Origin of the sequence: Parabacteroides distasonis ATCC 8503, from assembly GCF_000012845.1 — a bacterium.
Taxonomy (GTDB): Bacteria; Bacteroidota; Bacteroidia; order Bacteroidales; family Tannerellaceae; genus Parabacteroides; species Parabacteroides distasonis.
This window is the reverse complement of sequence record NC_009615.1, coordinates 912,103-935,394: the sequence shown is the minus strand read 5'-3', so window position 1 is coordinate 935,394 and position 23,292 is coordinate 912,103. Positions and strand designations below refer to the sequence as shown.

Here is a 23,292-nt window from a genome sequence, read left to right as displayed (position 1 = left end):
TCAGTGTTTAATTTCTACTTTCGGTACGATCAACTCCAACAACCGGTTCACGGATTGCTCCACGCTCAATACGGAGGTATCCAAGGACAGGTCCGGACGCTCCGGTGCCTCGAACGGGGCGGAAACCCCGGTAAACTCCTTGATCTCGCCTTTCCGGGCCTTGGCATACAGGCCTTTCACGTCACGGCGTTCGCACTCGGCGAGCGGCGTACTTACGTAAACCTCCAAGAAATCCGCTTTACCGATGATAGCGGACGCCATCTCTCTCAACTCATTGTTCGGGCTGATAAAAGCCGCTATGGTTATAACACCCGTATCGACAAACAGTTTACCCACCTCGGCGATCCGGCGTATATTCTCCACCCGGTCCTCCGGCGAGAACCCGAGATTATTGTTGATACCACTACGGATATTATCCCCGTCGAGGATGCGGCAAAGCAATCCCCGTTTATGCAACTCACGCTCCAAAGCGATAGCGATCGTGCTTTTCCCCGAGCCACTCAAACCCGTGAACCACACCATCACGCCCCTTTGCCCCAAAAGCGCCTCTTTATCCTCACGACCCAGCATACGGTCGAAAATCGGATAGATATTATTTTCTAAAACTTCCATATCATAGGTATTACAAACACGGAGATCAAGAACGTGATCAAGTTCAAGGGCAAGCCCACCTTCACGAAATCCGTGAACTTATAGCCTCCCACGCCTTGTACGATCAGGTTGGTCTGGTAGCCGATCGGCGTACTGAAACTAGCCGACGCCGCCATACAGATCACGACAAAGAATGGGGTCGGATCAACGCCTAATTGCGTAGCTACCGACAAAGCGATCGGGAAGCTCAATGCCGCCGCAGCGTTATTCGTGATCAACTCCGTAAATATATTGGTAATAATAAATAGAATCGCCAGCAACGCATACGGCCCCAAATTGTCGGCCATACCGATTATATGGCGGGCTATCATGGAGGCAAAGCCGGAATTCTCCATGGCCTTGCTGATAGCGAAAGCGCAAGCGATCGTTATCAAGATATCCCAAGAAATGTATTTCGTGTATTTTTTAGGCGGGAAAAGCTTCGTCCACGCCATGATGATTGTCGTAATACAGACAAAGAAGAACATATCCAAGCGCATACTTGGAACGGCCTCTTTCACGACTGGCAACTCTCCTACCGTCGCCCCCGTAATCATAAAGATCAACAGTCCTAAAGCCAGCCAACGTTTCTTCTTCGATACCGGCTCCGTTGCCTCATTACCATTCGCCAACATCAAGAAGACACTAGACTCACCCCATGTAGGGATAAAAGAATCGTCCGCCCACAACACCAAGGTATCGCCCTCATGCAACACCACCGTATCCAGATTACGGGTAAAACGCTGTCCGCCGCTTTTCACCTCTTTCACGATCGCCCCGTAATGGCGGGTAAAGTTAAACTCTCCCAAGGTCTTGTTGATACCCGGGAAGCGTGCGCCCAGCACGGCCTCCACCCGGTGGAAATTCCCGGGATTCTCATCCTCCCCGTCTTCGGATACCGTATCCGTCCTCGAGTCCGGAAGCAGCTTGTTCGAGAAAGCGAACAAATATAAAATACCGGCGATAGCGATAAAAATACCGACTTTCCCCAGCTCAAACATCGTAAAGCCCTCATATCCCGCCTCCAGAATCATGCCGTGCACCACCAGATTCGTAGAAGTACCGATCAAGGTACATATACCGCCCAATATCGTGACATACGAGAGAGGGATCAAGAATTTCGTGGCCGGAAGCTTCACCGCCTCCGCCCATCGCTTGATGATCGGGGCGAAAATAACCACCACCGGCGTATTATTCAGGAACGCCGACACGAAAGCTACGGGCGGGAGCATCCTCGCCTGCGCCTTGAAGACGGTGGTCTTCCCCTCGGGAAGCAGTTTCTTGATCAATTGGCCTAAAGCCCCGCTCTGCCGCACTCCCTCACTGACAAGGAAGAGCATGGCTACGGTTATCATCCCTTTATTGCTAAAGCCCTCCAGCATCTCCTTGGGAGTAAGAATGCCTACGCAGAGAAAAAACACGACCACTGTCAGAAGAACCATTCCCGGCCGCATCTTATCCCATACCAAGGCTGCGATCATGCCGATCAGGGCCAGCAACACAAACACTATATCAAAATTCATGTATTTACTTTTAAGAGCGCAAAAATAATAAGAATACTCAAGTGCGCACTCCTTTCGCTAACCTATTTTTAGGATTATATGGGATATAGACCAATAATGATTGATTCTGGGCCAACTTATATTCTTACAAGGTAGTCTTCTAAATTTCGTTCATAACCAAATAAACAAGAATGCATTGTACGGCTTGTAGAGACGGAGCATGCTCCGTCTCCCACCGCTGACAGTAACTTAAAATACACATCCCCCTCACTTCACGATAAACCACGGATTATGCAAATCTTCCTTGTTATAGCGAAGCGGGGTCTTGCCGTCGATATGATATATGTCGCAACCGGCAGACTTGGCGATGGCGTGGCCGGCGGCGGTATCCCACTCCATCGTCGGGGCGAAACGGGGATAGATATCGGCCGAGCCTTCCGCTACCAGACAAATCTTCAGGCTGCTGCCGCTACTGATCAACGTAACGGGCTTTCCCTGCTTGCGGAGATTATCGATGAAAGCGGTGGTCTCCTCCGTTTGGTGAGACCGGGACGCCACTACCACGACTCCTTGATGCGCCAGCGCTATCGGCAAATGTATCGCCCGCTGCTTCATCTCGTCCATCGAGGGCTGGCTACTGCTATCGATTCCCGTAAACTTATAAGCACCCACAGAGGAGGAGGCGAAATACAACTCCTTCCGGACGGGCACATAAATGACGCCCAACACGGGCACACCCTTCTCCACCAAGGCGATATTCACGGTAAACTCGCCGTTTTTCTTGATAAACTCCTTGGTACCGTCCAGCGGGTCCACGATCCACAGCGTCTCCCATTTGGAGCGCTCCTTGAACGGGATCTCCTTTCCTTCCTCGCTTAAGACCGGAAACGGGGTAACGGACAAAGCGTTTGTTATCAATCGATGGGCCGCCTTATCCGCCTTTGTCAACGGCGAGTTGTCTGCTTTTCTCTCTATCCCGAAGTCTGATTCGGGGTCGTTATAAATATCCATGATCGACTTGCCTGCGTCTACCGCGGCATGGATCGCAATGTAAAGATAATTGGCGTAGCTCATCATCACTTCTCGTTTTATTATTTGTTAATAAGCAAATATATGGAAAAAAAACAAATTAACGCCCTGTCGCCTGTAAATATTCCGTACGTTTGATCAAATAAGCCGTATAATCGCCCGTATACTGGTCACGGCTTTGCTGGAGAAGCGATTGAGCGTCCAGAAGATCGCTCAGCGTTACCGTGCCCGCCTTATAATAGTCCGTATTAAGGCGGACATTCTCCTCGGCTGTCGCTATGGACTCCTCCGAGAGCTTGACTTGCTTATAAGACTCCTCCAGCTCGTTCCAAAGCTTCCGCATTTGCACCAACAGAAGCTCATTGGCGTTTTGGCGGGAATACTCGGCCGCCTTCACCTGAAGCTTTTGCTTCCGGATGGCGTGCGAGCCGCCCCACCAATCACTGATCGGAATCGCTACGGTAGCGAAAACCATGCCGAACGGACGGTCCTTATCCAGTAAGTTGTGATACATATACCCGGCTCCGATCCCCACGGTGGGCAAGTATTGCCCAACCTTCAGCTTTTGTTGAAGACGAGCGGCCTCCACGTTCTTCTCCAGCAATTTATAAGAGAGTGTCGTAGGGAGCGCCTCCTCATGGCTCACCCGGTAAAGCTCCGGGGAGGGCACCTCGGCGGGCAGCGTGAAATCGATCTCGAAATCATCTTCCCCGATACCGATATATTGAGCCAGCACCATCTTGGAGAGGCGCAAGCCGTTCTCCACCCGCAGGCGGTCGCTCGCCACGCCGTTCTTTTTCAACTGGACTTGCAGTAGGTCATTACGAGTCGTCACGCCGGCGCCGACCGCTACCTCCACATCCTTATAAAGACTCCCCACCAAGGATTCCACGATCTCGATCGTCCTTAATTTCTCGTGAAGGGAGATCCATTGCCAGTAATACCGCTCCACCGTCAGGGCTACCTCATCCTCGGATTGGCGCATCTGGTAACGGCTCACCTCGAGCGCCAAGTCGGCCAGCTTATTGCCGTTCACGATCTGTCCGCCGGCGAACACGGGCTGGATAGCGGTCACCCCACCCAGCAAGCCGTCATCCATCATCGACAACTCGAGAAGGCCCGGTATCACGCTCATATCCATCATCCCGTGGTTCGCCTTGAATGCCGTTCCCACGGCGCTGACATTCGGGAAGTATTTCGTAAAGGCCTCCTTTTTTCCTTCCCTCGCCCCTTCTACGTCTAAGCGGGCGTTCTTCATCTTCGCATTATTCTCCAAAGCCATTTCCCGGCATTCTTCCAGCGATAATGTCCGCTGGGCGCTCACGGTCCCCACGCATAAGACGAGGGAACCGACGATGCCATATATCCATCTTTTTATCATCTCTTTTTTCCGCATATATTCATTCCTATATTATATCCTAATCCACATCCGTATCATTCATTTATTCCCGAATATCTTCCAATAGAAAACAGGCAGGATGATGACCGCCAAGATCATCGAGAAGACCGTTCCCGAGCAGATCACCACACCCATCGGCATCCAAAGGGAACTGCCGCTGATGATCATGGGCACCACGCCCACGGCCGTTGTAGCCGAGGTCAGGAAGATCGGGAGCATGCGTCGCCGGCCGGCGTCGAAGGCGGCATCCCTCGGGCTATAATGCTTATGGAGCCGCAGGTCTTGCGCATGCTCGAATATCAAGATAGCGTTTCGCACCACGATACCGATCAAGCTAATAACGCCCAAGACGCACGTCAAGCTGAAATCGATATGGAACGCCCACAAGCCCAGCGCCGCCCCGAACAAGGTGAGCAGCAACGAGGACAGGGCCGCCAACGCCAAGCCGATCTTCTTGAAATTGACCAACAGGAAGAAGAAAACAATGATCACGGCGATCGCCAAGCCCTGCATCAGCGGGTTCATCGTCTCGAAATCCAGCTCCTTGGCTCCACCGTACTCGTACGTCACGCCCTCGGGCAAGGTCGGGATAATACGGCTTTCCATGACTCGCTCGATCCGTTTCTGCATAGCGTTCTGGTTGGTCTCCCGGGTTACCTCGGCGAAGACGCTCAAGGTACGCACGCCGTTGCGACGGACGATCTGCCCATCATTCCAGCCTCCCTCGATCGTGGAGACTTGCCGGAGCGGGACGCTCACGCCGGGGACGATGGTGGGAAGATACTGGTCGCCGACCTTATCGAACGCGTCACCCTCCCCTTTCTTATCGGATCTCAGCTGGATCGGCAAAGCGTAATCGCCTTCCCAGAGGGAGCCAACCGAGAGGCCGTCGTAACGGATCGCCAGATCGGCCGAGGCCATCGCCTTCGTGATCCCGAGGCGGGAGGCTTCCACTGGGTCCAATCGAACCCGTACGTCGGGTAAGGCCTCCTCATAATTGGTGTGTACCCAGACCAAGCCGTCCATCTCACGCAACACGGCCATCAAGGAATCCCCGGCCTGCTTCAACCGGGCGATATCGTCTCCCATGAAACGGACCTCTAAAGGAGAGGATACGTTTTGGTAATCCAGTTGCTTGAACTTCACGTAAGCGTCGGGGAAATAATCGGCGTAGCGGTCCGTATAATCATCCAACACGCTACGGGTGGCATCTACCGAGGCGGTGTTGACAATGAACTGGGCGTAATTCTTCCCGGCCAAGTTCGGGGCGTAGGTAGCTTGGAAACGGGGCGAGGAAGTTCCGATAAAGGAGGTGACGGACAGGATGCGCTCATCTTCCGACAACAGCTTATAGAGACTATCGCTCACGGCGGCGGTACGGTCCAGCGAGGTTCCCTGCGGGAGATAGATCTCGACGGCGAACTGATCCCGGTCGGCTATCGGCATCATACGCTGGCTCAGTTGAGTGATCATCAGGATCGCCAAGGCAACCGTCAGGATGCCTAGACCGATCGTGGCTTTCGGGAAACGGAAAGTCCACGTCAGCGCCCTCGTATAGACGGCCTGTACGGTATCCAGCAGATTGAACCTCTTCTTGCCTGTATTCTCCCGCCCGGACTTCAATCCCTTCTTGATCAAGACCCGCTCCAGCAGCGGGATAAAGACCATCGCCACCGCCAGCGACACCATGAGGGAGATGGAAAGCGTCCAAGGGAAGAAGGTCACGAAATCCAACATCTGCCCCGTCATCGTGAAAAGCAACGGGAAAAAGATCACGCAAATACACAGCGTAGCCAACAAAATCGAGCTGAAATAGTTCTTGGCGCTATAGACGGCGGCGTACCAACGGGAATAGCCCTTGTCCAGATATTCCAGATAGGCGTCTATCACGATGATGGAGTTATCCACGATCATGCCCAATACCACGATCAAGGCGGCCAGCGTCACCGTATTCAGCGGGATGCCGCAAGCGTACATGACACCGATCGAGATAAAGACACTGATCGGGATGGAGGTAGCCGCCACCAATGCCGAGCGGAACGGGAAGAGTACCATCATCACCAAGATCACGACCACGATGGACACGAACAAATCCCGCACGAAGGAACTTACCGAGTCTCCCACCACCTTCGGCTGGTCGGCGATCCGGCGAATCGAGACACTCTCGGGAAGATCCCGCTCGAAAGCGTGCAATACCTCGTCTACCTCCTTTCCGTATCGTACGATATTATGGCCCTCACGCATCTCCATGGAAAGGATGATCGCTTTCTTGCCGTTGTTCGTTATATAGCTATCCGGCTCGGGATATTCCCGTACGATACGGGCCACGTCTTTCAAGCGGATCATATGCCCGTCGGCATCGGCCAGCAGGATCTGCTCGCCTACCTCCCGCTCCGAGGGATAGGTCACGGAAAGGTGGATGGGAATGTCCAAGCCGCCATTCTCCAAGGAGCCGGAGGCGGTGGTAAAGCCTTGGGTGAACAAGGTTGTCATCAGCATACGGGTGTCTAGGCCATAAGCGGCTAGCTTGTCTGGATCCAAGTAGACCGAGATCTGCTCGTTTTGTACCCCGTAACGGCGCAGGTTGGATACGGACTCGATCCGGCGCAGGCGGTCTTCCAGCGTCTCCATGTATCGCTGCAATTCCCGGTAGGTCTTGTCTTCCGATTCCAAGGTGATCAATAAGGCGGAAGTATCGCCGAAATCATCATTCGCGATGACGGCGAGTACGCCCGAGGGCAGTTGCGACTTGAAGTTCTGCAAGCCGAGCTTGATCTTCGACCAGACCTCGTCTTTATTGTTCACGTCGTCGTTCAGCTCCACCATCACGTACACCATTCCATCCCTTGACATGGAGTACGTCTTTTTCTTCTTTACCTCCTTGAAGGTAAACAGGTATCTCTCCAAAGGCTTGGCCAACTGCTCCTCCACCTCTCCTGAAGTCGCCCCGGGGTAAACACCCACTACCACGCCTTGGCGGATGGTGAACTCCGGAAACTCCTGTTTCGGCATGTCCACCAAACCCAAAATACCCAACCCGACCAGCACGGTAATCACCAGCAACGTGATCTGGTAATGACGCATGGTCCATTCGATCACTCCGTTTTTACGTTCTCTCATAACGCACGCACTCTCATGCCCTCACTGATTTTCTGGTAACCGCCTATCACGACGATATCCCCCTCGTTCAACCCTTCCAGAATAAACAAGCCTTGCTCCGTCAAGTCGCCCGTCCGTACGGGCGTAGCTTTCGCCTTTCCGTCTACGACCTTCCAGACGAAACGCCCCCCGTCGTTCGCTATCAGCACGGCGTTGTTCGGCAAGGTGATAGCCGGCACGGATTCCTCTCCCGACAGGCGTACATCGCAAACCATGCCGGGCAATAGAGCGCCGGACGGGTTCTCCAGCCGGATCTTCGCCTCGTACGTGTGGGAGATGGGGTTGGCCACGATACCTTTCTCCGTCACTTTCCCCTCAAAACATTGTCCGCCCAGAGCGGCTACCTTTATCATGGCGGCTTGATCGCCTAGCGTGGCGACCTCGTTCTCCGGGACGGCGATCTTCACGTTTACCGTCTCTATCCTTAACAAGGAGAAAACCGGTTGCCCGGGCTGCACGTTCTCTCCCGCCTCAACCATGCGCTTGCCGATAACGCCGCCGAACGGGGCATACAGGTTCCGGTCCTCAAGGTTTTTCCTCGAGATTCGCTCCATGGAACGGGCCTGTTCCAATTTGCTCTCCACCTCTACCCATTTCATATCCGGCAGGCTCTTATTCTCGTGCAAGGTTCTCATGCGGGCATAGGCGTCCTCCGCTTGTCGCAAGGAAGCGGCCGAGGCATTATAGGCGTTTTCCAGCGTCGCCTTGTCTAACACCGCTAGTAGTTGGCCCTCACGGACCTTCTGCCCCTCGCCCACCAATACTCGCTCTACATTACCCATCACCTGAAAACTAATCGAGGAGGATACGACCTCCTCTACCGTTCCCACGTAATTCCTTGTATCCGCCGGAACGGTCTTCGCTACCTTCACGATCTCCACCGGGATCTCTTTGCTATCCCGTCCCTCTTTTTGACTGCCCGAGCATCCGGACATCACGAACACGACGGATAATAATCCTCCATAAACAATGCCTTTCATCCTTTTCATATCGTATGATTTATTATACCGCAAAGATGATGAGTTTATCCACTCCAAAGAAGTTCCGTTTTGCAACCAAATTGTCCTATTTGACACATTTCAATTGGATTATTCTATTATTTCACTAATTTTATCGCCCAAACAAGAATAAATTATGAACGTAACAGATCTACCTCAAGCTTGTATCTCTCTTATCGAGAACGTACCCGGCATAGACTTCATCGACGAGGATTTCGCCATATTCGATAACATCGACGATATTCCCTCGCTCGACCATCCGATGCGAATAGACGCCGTCGTATTCGCGCTTTGCACGAAAGGCTTCATGCGTATACGGATCAATATGGAGGAATATGTCGTAGGGGAAAACCATCTCGTATTGTCCCTGCCCGATCAGATCATCCAACACGTGGAACGTAGCGAGGACGTGGCCGGGATCTTCATCGTCATCTCCAAGAATTTCATGGAGGAGATCATTCCTCATATACAGAATACCTTGCCGGCGTTCTTCTACATCAAGGAGCATCCGGTCACTGAGTTGAATGCCGAGGAGATAGGTTGTATCAAGGAATATCATTCTTTCCTCTGGAAGAAAGTGAAAGCGAAAAGGCATCCTTACCGGAAAGAGATTGCCCAGAGCTTATTGTTGGCGGTATTCCACGAGGTTTACGGCATGTTTAAGAATCATATGCCGATCGAGGTGAAGAAGAGCCGGCAAGAGGAGTTGTTCGCAGCGTTCATACAAACGCTCGCCTTACATCATAAGCAGGAACGGTCGGTAGCTTTCTACGCCGGGAAATTATGTGTCACTCCCAAATATTTATCTCTTTTGGTAAAGAACGTCAGCAACCGTACGGCCGGGGAATGGATCGATAATTACGTTGTCTTGGAGGCGAAGGCGTTATTATCCTCCTCCACCCTTTCCATCCAAGAGATATCAGACCGGCTAAACTTCACCAACCAATCCTTCTTCGGTAAATACTTCAAGCAACACGTCGGGATATCGCCTACGGAGTATCGGAAGAAATGGTAAAATGAGGGCGAGCAGTTCCCACCCCTATTCTAATTATCCTCCGATCAACGCAGTTATCCCGCAGGAGGCGAATTGATCGATACACCTTTGCAGGACTGCTTCGGAAGGGGTGGATAGCGGAAGGTGCCCGGGATTGTAGAGGGTTCCTCGCTTATCGTGCTTACCTTTTCCGATGTCGTGGTACGGGAGGAGATTAACGACTTTCCGCTCCCACGGCAAGGAGGCCAAGAAGATGGCGGAACGGGATATATTTTCCTCATCCGCATTGACTCCCTCGATCAACGGGATACGGATGAGGAAGTCTATGCCGGCCTCGGCGATCATCCGAAGATTGGAGAGGATACGCTCGTTCGGGACACCCGTGAAACGACAATGGCTACCGGAATCCATATGCTTTAAATCCACCAGAAAAAGATCCGTGCGCTCCATTACGCTACGGACGGTATCCGGCGAGGCGAACAAGGTCGTATCCACCGCACGATGGATTCCCAACTCTCCGCAACGATCCAGCAGGGCAACCAAGTCCGACGGATGCGACAACGGCTCTCCCCCGCAGAAGGTAACGCCTCCCTCGGAGCGATCCATAAAGACCGTCTCTTTCTCGATCTCACGCATGACCTCGTCGATAGAATACTCACGGCCGGACATCTCCATCGCCAAGGTGGGACAAACCTCGGCGCATCTACCGCATGTCCGGCACAGAGACCGATCCGTGACGATACCCGCCTCCGTCAAGGTCAACGCCCCGGTGGGGCATACATCCACGCAGGCCCCGCAACCTATGCACTTCTTTCTCGTATACAGCTTCTCCGCCCGGGGCGAGATGCCTTCCGGGTTATGGCACCATACGCAGGCAAGCGGGCATCCTTTCATGAAGATCGTGACACGGATGCCCGGCCCGTCGTTTATGGCGTATCGTTTGATATCGAATAACAGCATGGCTCAGAAAGTCTCTTGCTCCGTACGTGCGATCACGTCCGCTTGCAAATCGGCGTTCATATCGTTGAAATAGTCGCTATAGCCCGCTACACGGACCAGCAGATCCCGGTAGTCCTCCGGGCACTTCTGGGCGGCGTAAAGCGTTTCCGTATCCACGATGTTGAATTGGATATGATGGCCACCCAAGGCGAAGTAGCTACGAATCAAGGAGGCCAGTTTCGAGATATCCTCCTCCCGCCGGAGCAGGCTGGGCAGGAAGCGTTGGTTCAGCAGCGTGCCGCCGCTCTTCACCTGATCCAGCTTACCGAGGGACTTGACAACGGCGGACGGCCCGTGGGTATCGGCTCCGTGCGAGGGCGAGGTACCGTCGGAGATGGCACGCCCGGCCAAGCGGCCGTTCGGGGTGGCTCCCATCACCTTGCCGAAGTAGACATGGCAAGTGGTGGATAACATATTCAAATGGAAACACTCCCCTTTCGTATTCGGCTTGCCCTCGATCGCATCATATAAATCGTCGAAGACACGGACGGCGATCTGGTCGGCGTACGGATCATCGTTGCCAAAGAAAGGCGTACGGTTCAGGATCATTTGGCGCATCGGCTCATGTCCCTCGAAATTATCCGCCATCGCATCCAACAAGGCTTCCATCGTGAAGGTCTTATCCTCGAAGACGTGTTTCCGCAAAGCGGAAAGGCTATCGGTTATCGTGCCTAATCCGGTACACTGGATATAAGTGGTATTGTAACGAGGCCCGCAATTGTAGTAATCCTTACCCTTCGCGATACAATCATCGATAAACAGGGAGAGGAACGTGGCGGGGGCGTACTTGGCGAACATGCGGTCGATATAGTTGCTGACCCGCACCTTCATGTCCACGAAATAATGGATCTGGCGCATGAACGCCGCGTAAAGCTCCTCATACGTCCGGAAACCACGGGGATCGCCGGTCTCCAGACCGACCTTGCGGCCGCTTACCGGATCTACGCCGTTATGCAGCGTCACCTCCAATATCTTCGGCACGTTCAGGTAACCGGTCAGCACGTACGCCTCCTTCCCGAAAGCGCCCACCTCGATGCAACCGCTGCAACCTCCCTCGCGGGCATCACGCAGCGACTTGCCTTGCCGCATCAACTCCTGCACGTACACATCCGGGTTGAATACCGACGGATAGCCATGGCCTTGGCGGATCACCTTGCACCCAGCACGAAGGAAACGCTCCGGCGTACGGGCACTGACGTGGATGGCGCTGCCGGGCTGGAGGATATGCAGCTCCTCGATCGTCTCCAACATGATATAGGAGACCTCGCTTACGCCGTCGCTGCCGTCCGCCCGGATGCCGCCGATGTTCAGGTTCGTGAAATCGTTATAGGTCCCGCTCTCCTTCGCCGTGATACCCACTTTCGGCGGGGCGGTATGATTGTTTACCTTGATGAAGAAGCAAGACATCAACTCTTTCGCCTCGTCACGGGTCAAGGTTCCGGCGGCGATCTCTTTCTCGTAAAAAGGCGCCAGATGCTGGTCGAAATGGCCAGGGTTCATGGCATCCCAACCATTCAGCTCCGTGATCGTACCTAGATGGACAAACCAGTACATCTGGATCGCTTCCCAATAGGTACGGGGAGCGTGGGCGGGAACCCAGCGGCATACCTCGGCGATCTTCCTCAGCTCAGCGGCACGACGAGGATCTTTTTCGGTGAGAGACATCTCGTCGGCCAAGTCCGCGTGTCGCTCGGCAAGCAGGATAGCGGCGTCGCAGGAGATAGACATGGCCGTCAGCTCCTCCTGCTTGTCCGTGGCCTCGGGGTCGTTCATGAAATCCAAAGCGCTTAGTTCCCCCTCGATACGTTTCTTCAAGTCCAGCAAGCCATATTGGTAGACCTTGCCGTCCAAAGCGGTATGCCCGGGGGCACGTTGCTCCATGAACTCGGTGAACATACCCACCTCGTACGCCTCTTTCCATTCCTTGGGGACGTGGCTGAAGATGCGCTCCCGCTGGGTACGGCCTTTCCAGTACGGGATCACCTCCCGCTCGTAAGTATCGATATCTTCTTGGGAGATTGTGTAACGTTGCAGCTCCCGGGTATTCAATATATGCAGGTCCTCCACGCTATGGCAGGTAAGTTCCGGGAAGGTAGGCACGGCCTTGGGGCGGGGCCCCCGCTCGCCAACGATCAACTCGTCCTCGCCGATATAGATCGTCTTCTGCTTGCAGATCTCAAGGAAGTTCAAGGCACGCAGGATAGGGATCGGATACTTTCCGTAATTCTCCCGATAAAAACGGGTCTCGATCAAGGCCCGCTCGATCGATAGGGAAGGTTGGGCCTCAAAGGTCTGCCGGCGCAAACGTTTGATACGGTCGTTCATCCCGAAATTGTTCGCTCCTACGGAAGAGACGGTATCATGTACGCATGAATGTGTGTGATGGGTCGTATTCATAAAATTATATGTTTTATCGTAGAGGTAGGATCTATCCGCCCTCATCAAGGTTATTTTTTATTGTTACACAGGACGGGCATCCCCGCCCCCATGAGTTTATATAGGGAGAGTATCTGCTAGAGATAAAACATCAGGCAGTTGAAAAGCATCCGATAGCCTTTGTGTAACATAGCGCTTGTTTCTTTTTGAAGTATGATGGCAAAAATAAGGAAATTATTGATAATATCACAATTCATCAACAGAAAGTAACCGTTTGTCAAAAAAATAACACAGGAACGTAAATAAAGGAATAGCTTTGCTTTGTATTTCCAGATCAAAGGGTTTAAAATTAAAAGAACTTATACCATGCAAAGTACATTCAAGAACCTGCTTTATGTCTTGAGACATTATAAATTAGCGACGGTCACTAATCTTTTAGGACTTAGCTTCGCTTTCCTGTTATTCATGCTGATAAGCATACATGTCGGTCATGAATATAGCTTCGACGCTTCCCTCTTGAACAGGGAAAGGATCTTTCAGTTAGAAAACAAGCGGGATGACGGGATATGGGAGGCTAATTTCGCACGTCCACAACTCGAGCGTTTCATCGCCGCCTCCCCTTATATAGAAGCGGCCGCTATCACAAACAACCTTGTTTACTCCTCCGTACGTTTTGGGATATCAGCCAGTGAAGGGCCCGACGCACGGAGCTATATGGAGCAGGTGGAACGGATCACCCCGGGATATACCAAGGTCTTTGGCTTCGAACTGGTGGCCGGCGATACGGATTGCCTGAAACGTCCGGAAGGGACGCTGATCCCAGAGAGCATGGCCCGGAAACTCTTCGGCGAGGAAAATCCTATCGGGAAGCCGGTTTATCTGTCGGAGTTCGCCGGGGCCGAAGGCTCGATTATATATGGGCTTAGTTTTGAGCCGGCATATATCGTGGGAGGCGTCTTTCGCGATTTCCCGGAAAACACCCGGGTGAAGAATGCCCTGTATATCCCGATCATGGAGAAAGAGATGATGGAAAACTGGCATACCGGCCTTTACTATTGTTATCTGCTGATGTCGACGCCGGAATCCGCCTCTGTCACTACCGAGACCTATATGGCCGATAGCCGGGCTTTCCTGAAAAGTTTCACGATCGAGGATATGCGCCTCCGGCCCTTGTCTGATCTCTATTTCGGCCAGCCGGTCCGAGCGGACGCCGCTCCCATCGGTAATAAGCTACGGACGAATATGTTATTCTTTATCGCCATCCTGATCATAGGTATCGCCTTGGTCAATTATATCAACCTGTCGATAGCCTTGGCGCCGATACGCACCAAGTCGATCACCATCCAGAAAGTGCTGGGAAGCTCGGACACCACGCTACGGAAGTATCTGGTCTTGGAGTCCTTGGGAATCTCGGTTGTCGCCTTCTTCCTCGCCTTGCTTTTCCTGTTATTTTTGAATAACGTGCAATGGGTCACGAATATGGTGGGGCATCCGTTGAACCTGTATGCCAACTGGAAGATTCCGGCGTACACATTCTTCCTTGTCGCAGGCGGCGGTATACTGGCCGGTTTGTATCCTGCTTTCTATATCACCTCGTTTCCTCCTGTCATGGCGCTGAACAAGTCTTTTACCCTTAGCGACCGGGCCAAGAACACTCGCAAGTTACTTATGGGGTTCCAGTTCGTTATCTCGATCACGCTGATTGTCGGAGCGTTGTTCGTCTCCTTGCAAAACAGATATATAGGGAACGTGGACTTGGGGTTTAACAAAGAAAACGTACTGGAGGTAAGACTAAGCATGGGGGCGGCCTTGAAAAAGGGCGAATTGTTCAAGGCACGTCTCTTGGAAAGCCCCGCTATCCGTGATGTTTCCTTTAGTGAGTTCAAATTTGTCTCGGACGAATCACGTTCTTTCATCGGGTATAATTACAAAGGCCAACATTATTATATGAGCTGGCTGGGAGTATCCGCCAATTTCCCGGAGCTAATGGATGTAAAGATGATCGCCGGAAGGAAGTTCCGGCCAACAGATGAGGCGGCGGATAACACGCAGGCCGTTTGCGTCCTTAGCGAGACGGCAGCGAGGGAGATCGCCTCGGGTCTTTCCCCCGAGAAACCGGACGACCTATCGGACTTGGTAGGAACAAGCATCACGGATAATGATATACCGGTACGGATTGTCGGTATCTTTGAGGATGTCCATTATGAATCCCTGTATAAAGAGTTACGCCCGATGGGACTTTGGACCTCGGCTAAGAATCATTACCGCCGTTCGGTGCCGGAAAGATACGCTTATGTCAAGATCCCCGGCGGAAATCCCCGGACGGCTATCGAGCATATCCGGAAGGTAACGGATGAATTGATCCCGGGTTATCCGGCCGATATCCATTTCTTTGATACGGCGCTGGAGGAGCTTTACAGTAAAAGTGGGCGGCAGGGAGCGCTGATTACCGCCCTTTGCCTGATGGCCGTCTTTTTATCCCTCGTGGGAGTATTCGGACTGGTTATCTTTGAGTTACAGGGACGGGAAAAGGAGATAGCCGTGCGGAAAGTACATGGGTCCACGGTCCGGCAAATCCTTTGGATGCTGAACTCGTCTTTCCTCCGGATCACGCTCGTCTGTTTTATTATCTCGATCCCGCTTGCTTACTATGGGGTGCATATTTGGTTACGAAGCTTCGCTTATAAAACGCCGATCTACGTATGGGTATTTTTAGTGGCTTTGGTAATCATAATGACACTGACCGTATCTACGGTTACTTTCCAGAGTTATCGGGCGGCGATGGCAAATCCGGCGTCTAAATTGGGGCATTAAGGTTCATTACGAAAAAAGGACGGGTAGATTGATCCGTCCTTTTTTACTCATATATTATCTTGTCTCAGGTTTGGTTACCGTTTCCAATAACCTTCCATCTCCTCCAGCGTCTTTCCTTTCGTCTCGGGGACAAATTTCCAGATGAACAACGCCGCCAATATACCCATCACGCCATAGATCCAATAGGCCATACCGTGATTGAACGTATCGGTCAAGTATTGATTCTTATCCAGCATCGGGAAAGTCCATGATACCAAGAAGTTGGCGATCCACTGCCCCGCCACGGCGATACTCATTACTGTGGAGCGGATCGAGTTCGGGAAGATCTCGGCCAGTAACACCCAGCAGACCGGTCCCCACGACATAGCGAATCCCGCCGTATAAACCAGCATGCAGACCAATGATCCCATACCCACCGAACGCGTATAGAAAGTAGTACCCAAGATCAACATAGATACCGCCATGACGAGCGCCCCGATAATCATCAACGGACGGCGTCCGAACTTATCCACCGTGAAAATAGCCAATACGGTAAACGACAGGTTCACCGCCCCTACCACGATCTGTTGCAAAAGGGCGGCGTCCGTGGCCGCTCCCATCGTCTTGAAGATCTCCGGGGCATAGTAAAGCACCACGTTGATCCCCACGAATTGCTGGAAACCGGAGAGCAACACGCCCACCAAGATGATCAGCACGCCAAACGACCGGATCGGGAACAGCAAGGCGATACAGAAACTAGCCAACAAGGCGATCTCCAATGCGTTCGTATTACCTGCCCACGACAACAACCCGTAGCCGATCAAGAACAGCGCCAGCCAAGTCCCCATAAACCGGAAGTAAGGCTTCATCGACGGAGCTTTCTCCTTGAAACTATTCCGTATATCCTCCAGCTCACGGCCAGCGTCCACCTGATCCATCAAATGACTCAAGACGCCCAACGCCTTCTCCGTACGCCCACGCATCACGAGGTAACGAGGCGTCTCCGGCACGAACATCAAGAACGAGAGGAACAATACCGCCGGAATAATCTCGGAAGCGAACATCCAACGCCAGCCGATCGTATTCAGCCAAGCGGCATCTCCTTGAAGGGCGATCGTATAATTCACGAAATATACCACCAGCATACCAAAGATAATGGCAAACTGGTTCCATGCCACCAGATTCCCCCGGCGATCGGCCGGAGCCACCTCGGCGATATACATCGGCGATACCATGGAGGCCAGCCCCACGCCAATACCTCCCAGAATACGATAAGCCACGAACGCATACATAAACGTATGATCGCCACTTCCGGGCATGCCGATAAACAGCTCCGGCCAAGCCGAGCCGATAGCGGAAAGCAAGAAAAGGATAGCGGCCAGTATCAACGTAGGCTTCCTGCCGTAACGCTGGCTGATCCACCCGGCGAACGAGGCGCCGAGGATACATCCGATCAACGCGCTACTTACCACGAATCCCTCCAAGGCGTTCGCCTGATCCAACGGAAGTCCTTGCGGCTCGATGAAGAACTTACGCAAAGACTCTACCGTACCGGAGATCACCGCCGTGTCATACCCGAACAGCAGACCTCCCAAGGTAGCGACCAAGGTAAGAGCGAAAATATAAGTGTTGTTATTTTTCATGGAATAGATTTATTCATTAAAAACTGAGAATTGAGAGCTGAAAACTAGGGCTTACGCACGATAATTTTCAATTCCCAATTCTCGATTTTCAATTATTTAGATATGCAGATTTACAATCATCTCGTATAATTCCTGCTTACCGCTGATCTGTTTCGGCTCGCCGTCACGCAAAGCGATCGTACGAAGATCTTCCAGCGTAAGCTTGCCATCCTCGAATGCCTTGCCCTCGCCGGCATCGAAACTAGCGTAACGCTCGGCACGCATCTTGCGGTAGTCTGAGTTCTCAAGGATATCGGCGGCGATCATCAAGGCACGGGCGAAAGCGTCCATACCACCGATATGAGCGATGAAGATATCCTCCAAGTCCGTAGAATTACGGCGGGTCTTGGCGTCGAAGTTCGTACCTCCGGTAGTCAAGCCACCTCCCTCAAGGATAACCAGCCAAGCCTGTGCCAGCTCATAGATATCCATCGGGAATTGATCCGTATCCCAACCATTCTGGTAATCGCCACGGTTCGCGTCGATACTGCACAACATGCCGGCGTCGGCGGCGGCTTGCAATTCATGCTCGAATGTATGTCCGGCCAAGGTAGCGTGGTTCACCTCGATATTCAAGGCGAAATCCTTGTCCAATCCATAATGGCGAAGGAAGCCGATCACGGTCTCCGAATCCACGTCATATTGATGTTTCGTCGGTTCCATCGGTTTCGGCTCGATCAGGAACGTACCCTTGAAACCGTTCTTGCGGCCATAATCACGGGCCATCGTCAACATCATGGCTAAATGATCCTTCTCACGTTTCATGTTCGTATTCAATAGGCTCATATACCCCTCACGGCCGCCCCAGAACACGTAGTTCTCGCCCCCTAAGGCGATACAAGCGTCAATAGCGTTCTTGATCTGCGTGCCGACGCATGCCACGGTCGGGAAATAAGGGTTCGTAGCGGCACCGTTCATATAACGCTTATGTCCGAACACGTTAGCGGTAGACCATAGCAGTTTCTTTCCGGTAGCGGCTTGATGCTCCTTGGCATGTTCCACCATCGTCTGCAAACGTTTCTCGAACTCGCCCAGCGTAGGAGCCTCGTCCACCACGTCCACGTCGTGGAAGCAATAGTAAGGAATATTACATTTGGTCATAAACTCGAAAGCGGCGTCCATCTTGTACTTCGCGCGGGTGATAGCGTCCGTGCTGTCGTTCCAAGGGAATGTCTTCGTTCCACCACCAAACTGATCACCTCCCTCAGCACATAAGGTATGCCAATAAGCCATAGCGAAGCGTAAATGATCCTTTAGTGTCTTACCCATTACTACCTTATCCGCGTCATAATAATGAAATGCCAACGGATTTTTTGACTCACGTCCCTCAAACTGAATTTGTCCGATTCCCGGGAAAAATTCTTTCTCTCCTTTAAAGTAACTCATAATAATATGTATTAAAAATGTAAATAATTCAGCCGTTAAATAGATTGTTCCAATCGTTCCTTCCAAATCTCGAACGCCCCGCAATAAGCATTCGCCTTGAAACCGTCCGGCTCGATCACGTTGATCTTCTTCAAGGAAGCGAACGCTTCTTCCGCGTTCTTGTAGATACCGGCACCCATACCGGCACCCTTGGCCGCCCCTACCGCACCGTTCGTATCATACAGTTCGATCACCGTACCCGTCACGCCCGCCAAAGCATCCCGGAAGATCGGGCTTAAGAACAAGTTCGCGTTCCCCGCACGGATTACCTGAATATCGATCCCCATCTCATTCATAATATCCATACCGTATTTAAAGGCGAACACGATACCTTCTTGCGCCGCCCTAGCCATATGCGCCTTAGTATGTATATTGAAGTTCAATCCATGAACCGAGCAATCGATCTGCTTATTCTGCAACATACGCTCCGCCCCGTTTCCGAACGGCAAGATCGAAAGACCATCGCATCCGATGGGAACCGTAGCCGCCAAATCATTCAACTCATTATAGTTGATGCCTTCCGGCGCTATATTCCGTTTGATCCAAGAATTAAGGATACCGACCCCGTTGATGCACAACAAGACACCCAAGCGGGTCTGCTCCATCGTATGATTCACGTGGGCGAACGTATTCACACGGGAAAGCGTATCGTAATTCACCTTGCCGTTCACGCCATACACCACTCCGGAAGTCCCACCGGTAGCCGCTATCTCGCCCGGATTCAACACATTCAATGATAAAGCGTTATTCGGTTGGTCGCCCGCACGATAGGTAACCGGCGTACCTTTCTTCAGTCCCAACTCGGCCGCGACCGAGGCGGTAACCTCGCCCTGCAAACCGAACGTCGGACGGATATCGGCGATCAGATCCTTTCTGAATCCATAATAATTCATCAACTCCTCCGATAAGGCATTATTCTTGAAGTCCCAGAAAATCCCCTCCGACAAACCGGAAACCGTAGTCACGATATCCCCCGTCAGACGCATAGCGATGAAATCTCCCGGCAACATGATCTTATGGATACGGTCGTAGATATCCGGCTCGTACTCCTTGATCCAAGCCAGCTTGGAAGCGGTAAAATTACCCGGCGAGTTCAATAGGTGGGAAAGGCATCGCTTCTCGCCTATATTCTTAAACGCACGCTCGCCATAAGGAACGGCACGGCTATCGCACCAGATAATAGATGGACGAAGCACCTCCATCTTCTTGTCCACCACCACCAAGCCATGCATCTGGTACGAGATACCGATCGCCTTGATATCCTCGCCTTTCACCTTCGCCTTGCTCATGGCACCTTTCATAGCGATCTTCACGTACGACCACCAATCCTCCGGATTTTGCTCCGCCCACCCCGGGCGCAACGCCTTGATCGGGGCCTCTTCTTTGGGATAAAAATCCGCACCTATTGTTAACCCGGTCTCCTCATCGACAATAGAGACCTTGATGGAAGAACTTCCAATGTCACATCCTAACAGACACATAATCGTATGGTTTTATATCTTATTAAACTTCGAACGTTGTTGATTATATTTCACCTTATCAAACCGATAATACCGTGCGGCACGATGGGCGACCCCGTCTTGCATATCCTCCGTGGGCACCACGTAATCCAAGGAATTCATCTTCTTATGAAAATTGCGCACGTCCATCTCACGGTTATAGATCACCTCGTACGTGCGCCTAAGCTGGAACGCCGTGAACTTCATCGGCATATAGTCGAAAATGATAGCGGGCTCCTTCTCCACCCAATTACGGATCTCCTGTATGGCAGCCTCGATAATCTCTTTATGATCGAATGGCAAGCGAGGAAGCTCGTCGATAGGGCACCAACGGATCGAGTCGGATTTATCGGCCGGACACGTCTTCCTGCTGTTCTTGCACAAGGCGAGATAAGCGACCGTGATCAACCGTCCGATCTTCACCTTGGATGTCGCCTCCAGCCACATCACGTCCAACCGGTTCGAGGTACGGGCGGGAGAACCAAAACAACGGAATTGTTTCAATTGGACACGCTTCAAGCCGGTCGAATCATTCAGTATCCGATAGGCGGCGTCATCTAAATCCTCGTTCTCATAGATCAGGCTGCCGGGTATTTTATAGCCGATCAACTCGCCTTCCTCACTTTTTCGCTCCGCCAACAGCACGGTGAGCTTGTCATCATTGATGCCGAGAAGAACGCAGTCTACGGAAACATAGGGGGAAAGCATCTCTCTATTCTCGTTTTGTGTATCCATGATATCAGTAATTAGATTTGCGCAAATATAAGTATTTTTCTAAACAAAGCAATTACAAAAGGTCTTTTTTGCACATCCTAATTGATTATTTTTCTGATATTTCAGTATCGTACATCATACAATATGCTATACAACACATAATGTAAGTAAAACAATTAGTACGAGAACAAATAATGAAGGCGCTTTCACGTACCTCTAACTTTTATTTCCTACATTTGTTATATTTATAAAACATCGGACATGAATCTAAAAAACATATACTTCTCTTGGCTGATTTATTGGGGTAAAATGAAGGGATTGCTGAACGGGATAGCGGAAGCGATCATCCTACTCGCCTCCTTAGCCTCTTTCTTCGTATTGATCTACCAATTCGGCTTTGTACAGACACCCGATTCCGTCCATATCCTAGAGCGCTCCCGCCCATTCATCCTGCTTGCTTTTTTCACGGGCATAACACTCCGGTACGTGGTGAGGTTCCAAGAAATCATACAGGAGAAAATGTTGTATCTCGATATCAGCATCTATTTCCTTTTATTCGCCGTATTATCCAGCAAGATATTTTTCAAGGATGCCATAGCGCACTCTTTGCCTTATTTGTCTTTCCTTACGAAACCTCTCTTCGTATATGTCTTATTATTGCTGCTTAGCACGATTCACTTATCCCGGCAGACGTTCACGCTGATGCAGACACGGATCAAGCCCTCGTTGCTTTTCTTGCTCAGTTTCGTGTTCGTGATATTGGTCGGGGCCGGGTTGCTATCGTTGCCGAACGCCACTACGCACCGGATCCCGTTTATCGACGCTTTGTTTATCTCCACGACCTCGGTATGCGTAACCGGACTAACCACCGTCGACGTAGCCACTAGTTTCACGCATATCGGGCATATTATCATCATGATTTTAATACAGATCGGCGGTATCGGGGTCATGACATTTACCTCTTTCTTCGCCCTCTCCTTCATGGGGAAATCCTCTTTTACGAGCAAGATGATGCTGAAAGATATGTTGAACGAAGATCGGACGGGAGGGTTGTTCCGGGTCATCTTAAACATTCTTTTCGTGACCTTGTTTATCGAGGGGATCGGTGCCTATTTTATTTATATGGACGTACGGGGAAGCCTGCCGGGAGGTACGCAGCAGGAATTATTCTACGCAATGTTTCATGCCGTGTCCGCTTTTTGTAACGCAGGGATCTCTACCTTGAGCGGCAATATGTACGATCCGTTAGTGGCGGATAAGTACAACCTCCATTTCTGGATAGCCATGCTGATTATATTCGGAGGCTTGGGCTTCCCGATCGTCTTCAATTACCTGAAACTCTTGCATCACTTGCTGATGAATGGTATCAAGATATTGATCGGTAAGCAAAAGCATTATATCCATACGCCCCGTATTATTAATGTACATACGTACATTGTTGTTATATCTACCTTGATCCTGTTAATTACCGGAACGGCTTTCTACCTCTTTTTCGAGTATGACAATACCTTGGGCGACCTTCCCCTGCGGGGGAAACTGGCAAATGCGTTCTTAGGCGCCGTCACGCCTAGAACGGCAGGATTCAACGTAGCGGATATGGCTACATTGGCCCCTCCGACCTTAATGCTGACGTTGATCCTTATGGTAATCGGAGCCGCCCCTATGTCCACCGGCGGCGGATTGAAAGTGACCACCGTTTTCGTAGCTCTGGTTACGACCTTGAACGCCGCACGTGAGAAAGATAAAGTGGAAGTGAGAAAACGGGAGATCGCCCCATTCGCCATCCGCCGGGCATTCGCTATCATCATGATGTACTTCATGTGGGTGGCGATCGCTACGTGGGTATTATCCTATACGGAAAAAGGGGCGCCGCTGTTCTCCCTATTGTTCGAGGTTGTTTCCGCCTTGAGTACCGTAGGCTTGAGTATCGATTATACCCCTCACCTCACCCCTATCGGGAAAATCATCATTATCAGCACGATGCTGGTCGGACGTATCGGGGTATTGGCCTTCCTCGTAAGTTTCTGCAAGGAATACACGAAAAAGGACTATACATATCCACAAGAAAATATATTAATGTAAAAATAAGATAG

The 23,292-nt window shown here is 51.6% G+C and carries 15 protein-coding genes; 3 read left to right on the top strand and 12 right to left on the bottom strand.

Annotated features, from left to right (window positions below; all coding sequences use genetic code 11):
- From cysC to BDI_RS03900, 6 genes are all read right to left on the bottom strand, one after another.
- The gene (cysC, locus tag BDI_RS03925) at nt 1-612 is read right to left on the bottom strand and encodes an adenylyl-sulfate kinase (RefSeq protein ID WP_005857434.1); all 612 of its coding nucleotides are present in this window, start codon (nt 610-612) and stop codon (nt 1-3) included.
- On the bottom strand, nt 600-2,153 hold the full coding sequence (locus tag BDI_RS03920) for an SLC13 family permease (protein WP_005857436.1): 1,554 nt from the start codon (nt 2,151-2,153) through the stop codon (nt 600-602). Before BDI_RS03920 ends, cysC begins: the two co-directional genes overlap by 13 nt.
- 246 nt (nt 2,154-2,399) lie before the next feature.
- On the bottom strand, nt 2,400-3,209 hold the full coding sequence (gene cysQ, locus BDI_RS03915) for a 3'(2'),5'-bisphosphate nucleotidase CysQ (protein ID WP_011966170.1): 810 nt from the start codon (nt 3,207-3,209) through the stop codon (nt 2,400-2,402).
- A gap of 52 nt (nt 3,210-3,261) precedes the next feature.
- On the bottom strand, nt 3,262-4,557 hold the full coding sequence (locus BDI_RS03910; RefSeq protein WP_005857439.1) for a TolC family protein: 1,296 nt from the start codon (nt 4,555-4,557) through the stop codon (nt 3,262-3,264).
- A gap of 42 nt (nt 4,558-4,599) precedes the next feature.
- Nucleotides 4,600-7,680 carry an efflux RND transporter permease subunit gene (locus BDI_RS03905; RefSeq protein ID WP_011966169.1) on the bottom strand — a complete coding sequence of 1,027 codons (3,081 nt, stop codon included), beginning with the start codon at nt 7,678-7,680 and terminating at the stop codon, nt 4,600-4,602.
- Nucleotides 7,677-8,708 carry an efflux RND transporter periplasmic adaptor subunit gene (locus tag BDI_RS03900; RefSeq protein WP_011966168.1) on the bottom strand — a complete coding sequence of 344 codons (1,032 nt, stop codon included), beginning with the start codon at nt 8,706-8,708 and terminating at the stop codon, nt 7,677-7,679. The genes BDI_RS03905 and BDI_RS03900 overlap by 4 nt, the downstream gene beginning before the upstream one ends.
- A gap of 145 nt (nt 8,709-8,853) precedes the next feature.
- Between BDI_RS03900 and BDI_RS03895 the strand changes: the two genes are divergently transcribed.
- Complete coding sequence (locus BDI_RS03895) at nt 8,854-9,732, top strand: helix-turn-helix domain-containing protein (protein ID WP_011966167.1); 879 nt, start codon at nt 8,854-8,856, stop codon at nt 9,730-9,732.
- Nucleotides 9,733-9,765: 33 nt separating this feature from the next.
- On the opposite strand, the gene BDI_RS03890 is transcribed toward BDI_RS03895, so the two are convergent.
- Nucleotides 9,766-10,671 (bottom strand): glycyl-radical enzyme activating protein, encoded by a 906-nt coding sequence (locus BDI_RS03890; protein ID WP_011966166.1) that lies wholly within the window; start codon nt 10,669-10,671, stop codon nt 9,766-9,768.
- A gap of 3 nt (nt 10,672-10,674) precedes the next feature.
- Nucleotides 10,675-13,107, bottom strand: a complete 2,433-nt coding sequence (hypD, locus tag BDI_RS03885; protein ID WP_005857448.1) for a trans-4-hydroxy-L-proline dehydratase — start codon at nt 13,105-13,107, stop codon at nt 10,675-10,677.
- 345 nt (nt 13,108-13,452) lie between these two features.
- Between hypD and BDI_RS03880 the strand changes: the two genes are divergently transcribed.
- Nucleotides 13,453-15,900, top strand: a complete 2,448-nt coding sequence (locus tag BDI_RS03880) for an ABC transporter permease (protein ID WP_011966165.1) — start codon at nt 13,453-13,455, stop codon at nt 15,898-15,900.
- A 74-nt stretch (nt 15,901-15,974) separates the two neighbouring features.
- On the opposite strand, the gene xylE is transcribed toward BDI_RS03880, so the two are convergent.
- The 4 genes from xylE to BDI_RS03860 all read right to left on the bottom strand — a co-directional run bounded on the left by xylE (nt 15,975) and on the right by BDI_RS03860 (nt 21,220).
- Complete coding sequence (gene xylE, locus BDI_RS03875) at nt 15,975-17,522, bottom strand: D-xylose transporter XylE (RefSeq protein WP_011966164.1); 1,548 nt, start codon at nt 17,520-17,522, stop codon at nt 15,975-15,977.
- Between the two features lie 96 nt (nt 17,523-17,618).
- On the bottom strand, nt 17,619-18,947 hold the full coding sequence (gene xylA / locus BDI_RS03870) for a xylose isomerase (RefSeq protein ID WP_011966163.1): 1,329 nt from the start codon (nt 18,945-18,947) through the stop codon (nt 17,619-17,621).
- A 35-nt stretch (nt 18,948-18,982) separates the two neighbouring features.
- The gene (locus BDI_RS03865) at nt 18,983-20,467 is read right to left on the bottom strand and encodes a xylulokinase (protein WP_011966162.1); all 1,485 of its coding nucleotides are present in this window, start codon (nt 20,465-20,467) and stop codon (nt 18,983-18,985) included.
- A gap of 12 nt (nt 20,468-20,479) precedes the next feature.
- Nucleotides 20,480-21,220 (bottom strand): NUDIX hydrolase, encoded by a 741-nt coding sequence (locus tag BDI_RS03860; protein ID WP_005857458.1) that lies wholly within the window; start codon nt 21,218-21,220, stop codon nt 20,480-20,482.
- Between the two features lie 240 nt (nt 21,221-21,460).
- Between BDI_RS03860 and BDI_RS03855 the strand changes: the two genes are divergently transcribed.
- Nucleotides 21,461-23,281, top strand: coding sequence for a TrkH family potassium uptake protein (locus tag BDI_RS03855; RefSeq protein WP_005857461.1), 1,821 nt, complete (start codon nt 21,461-21,463; stop codon nt 23,279-23,281).
- Nucleotides 23,282-23,292 lie beyond the last annotated feature (11 nt).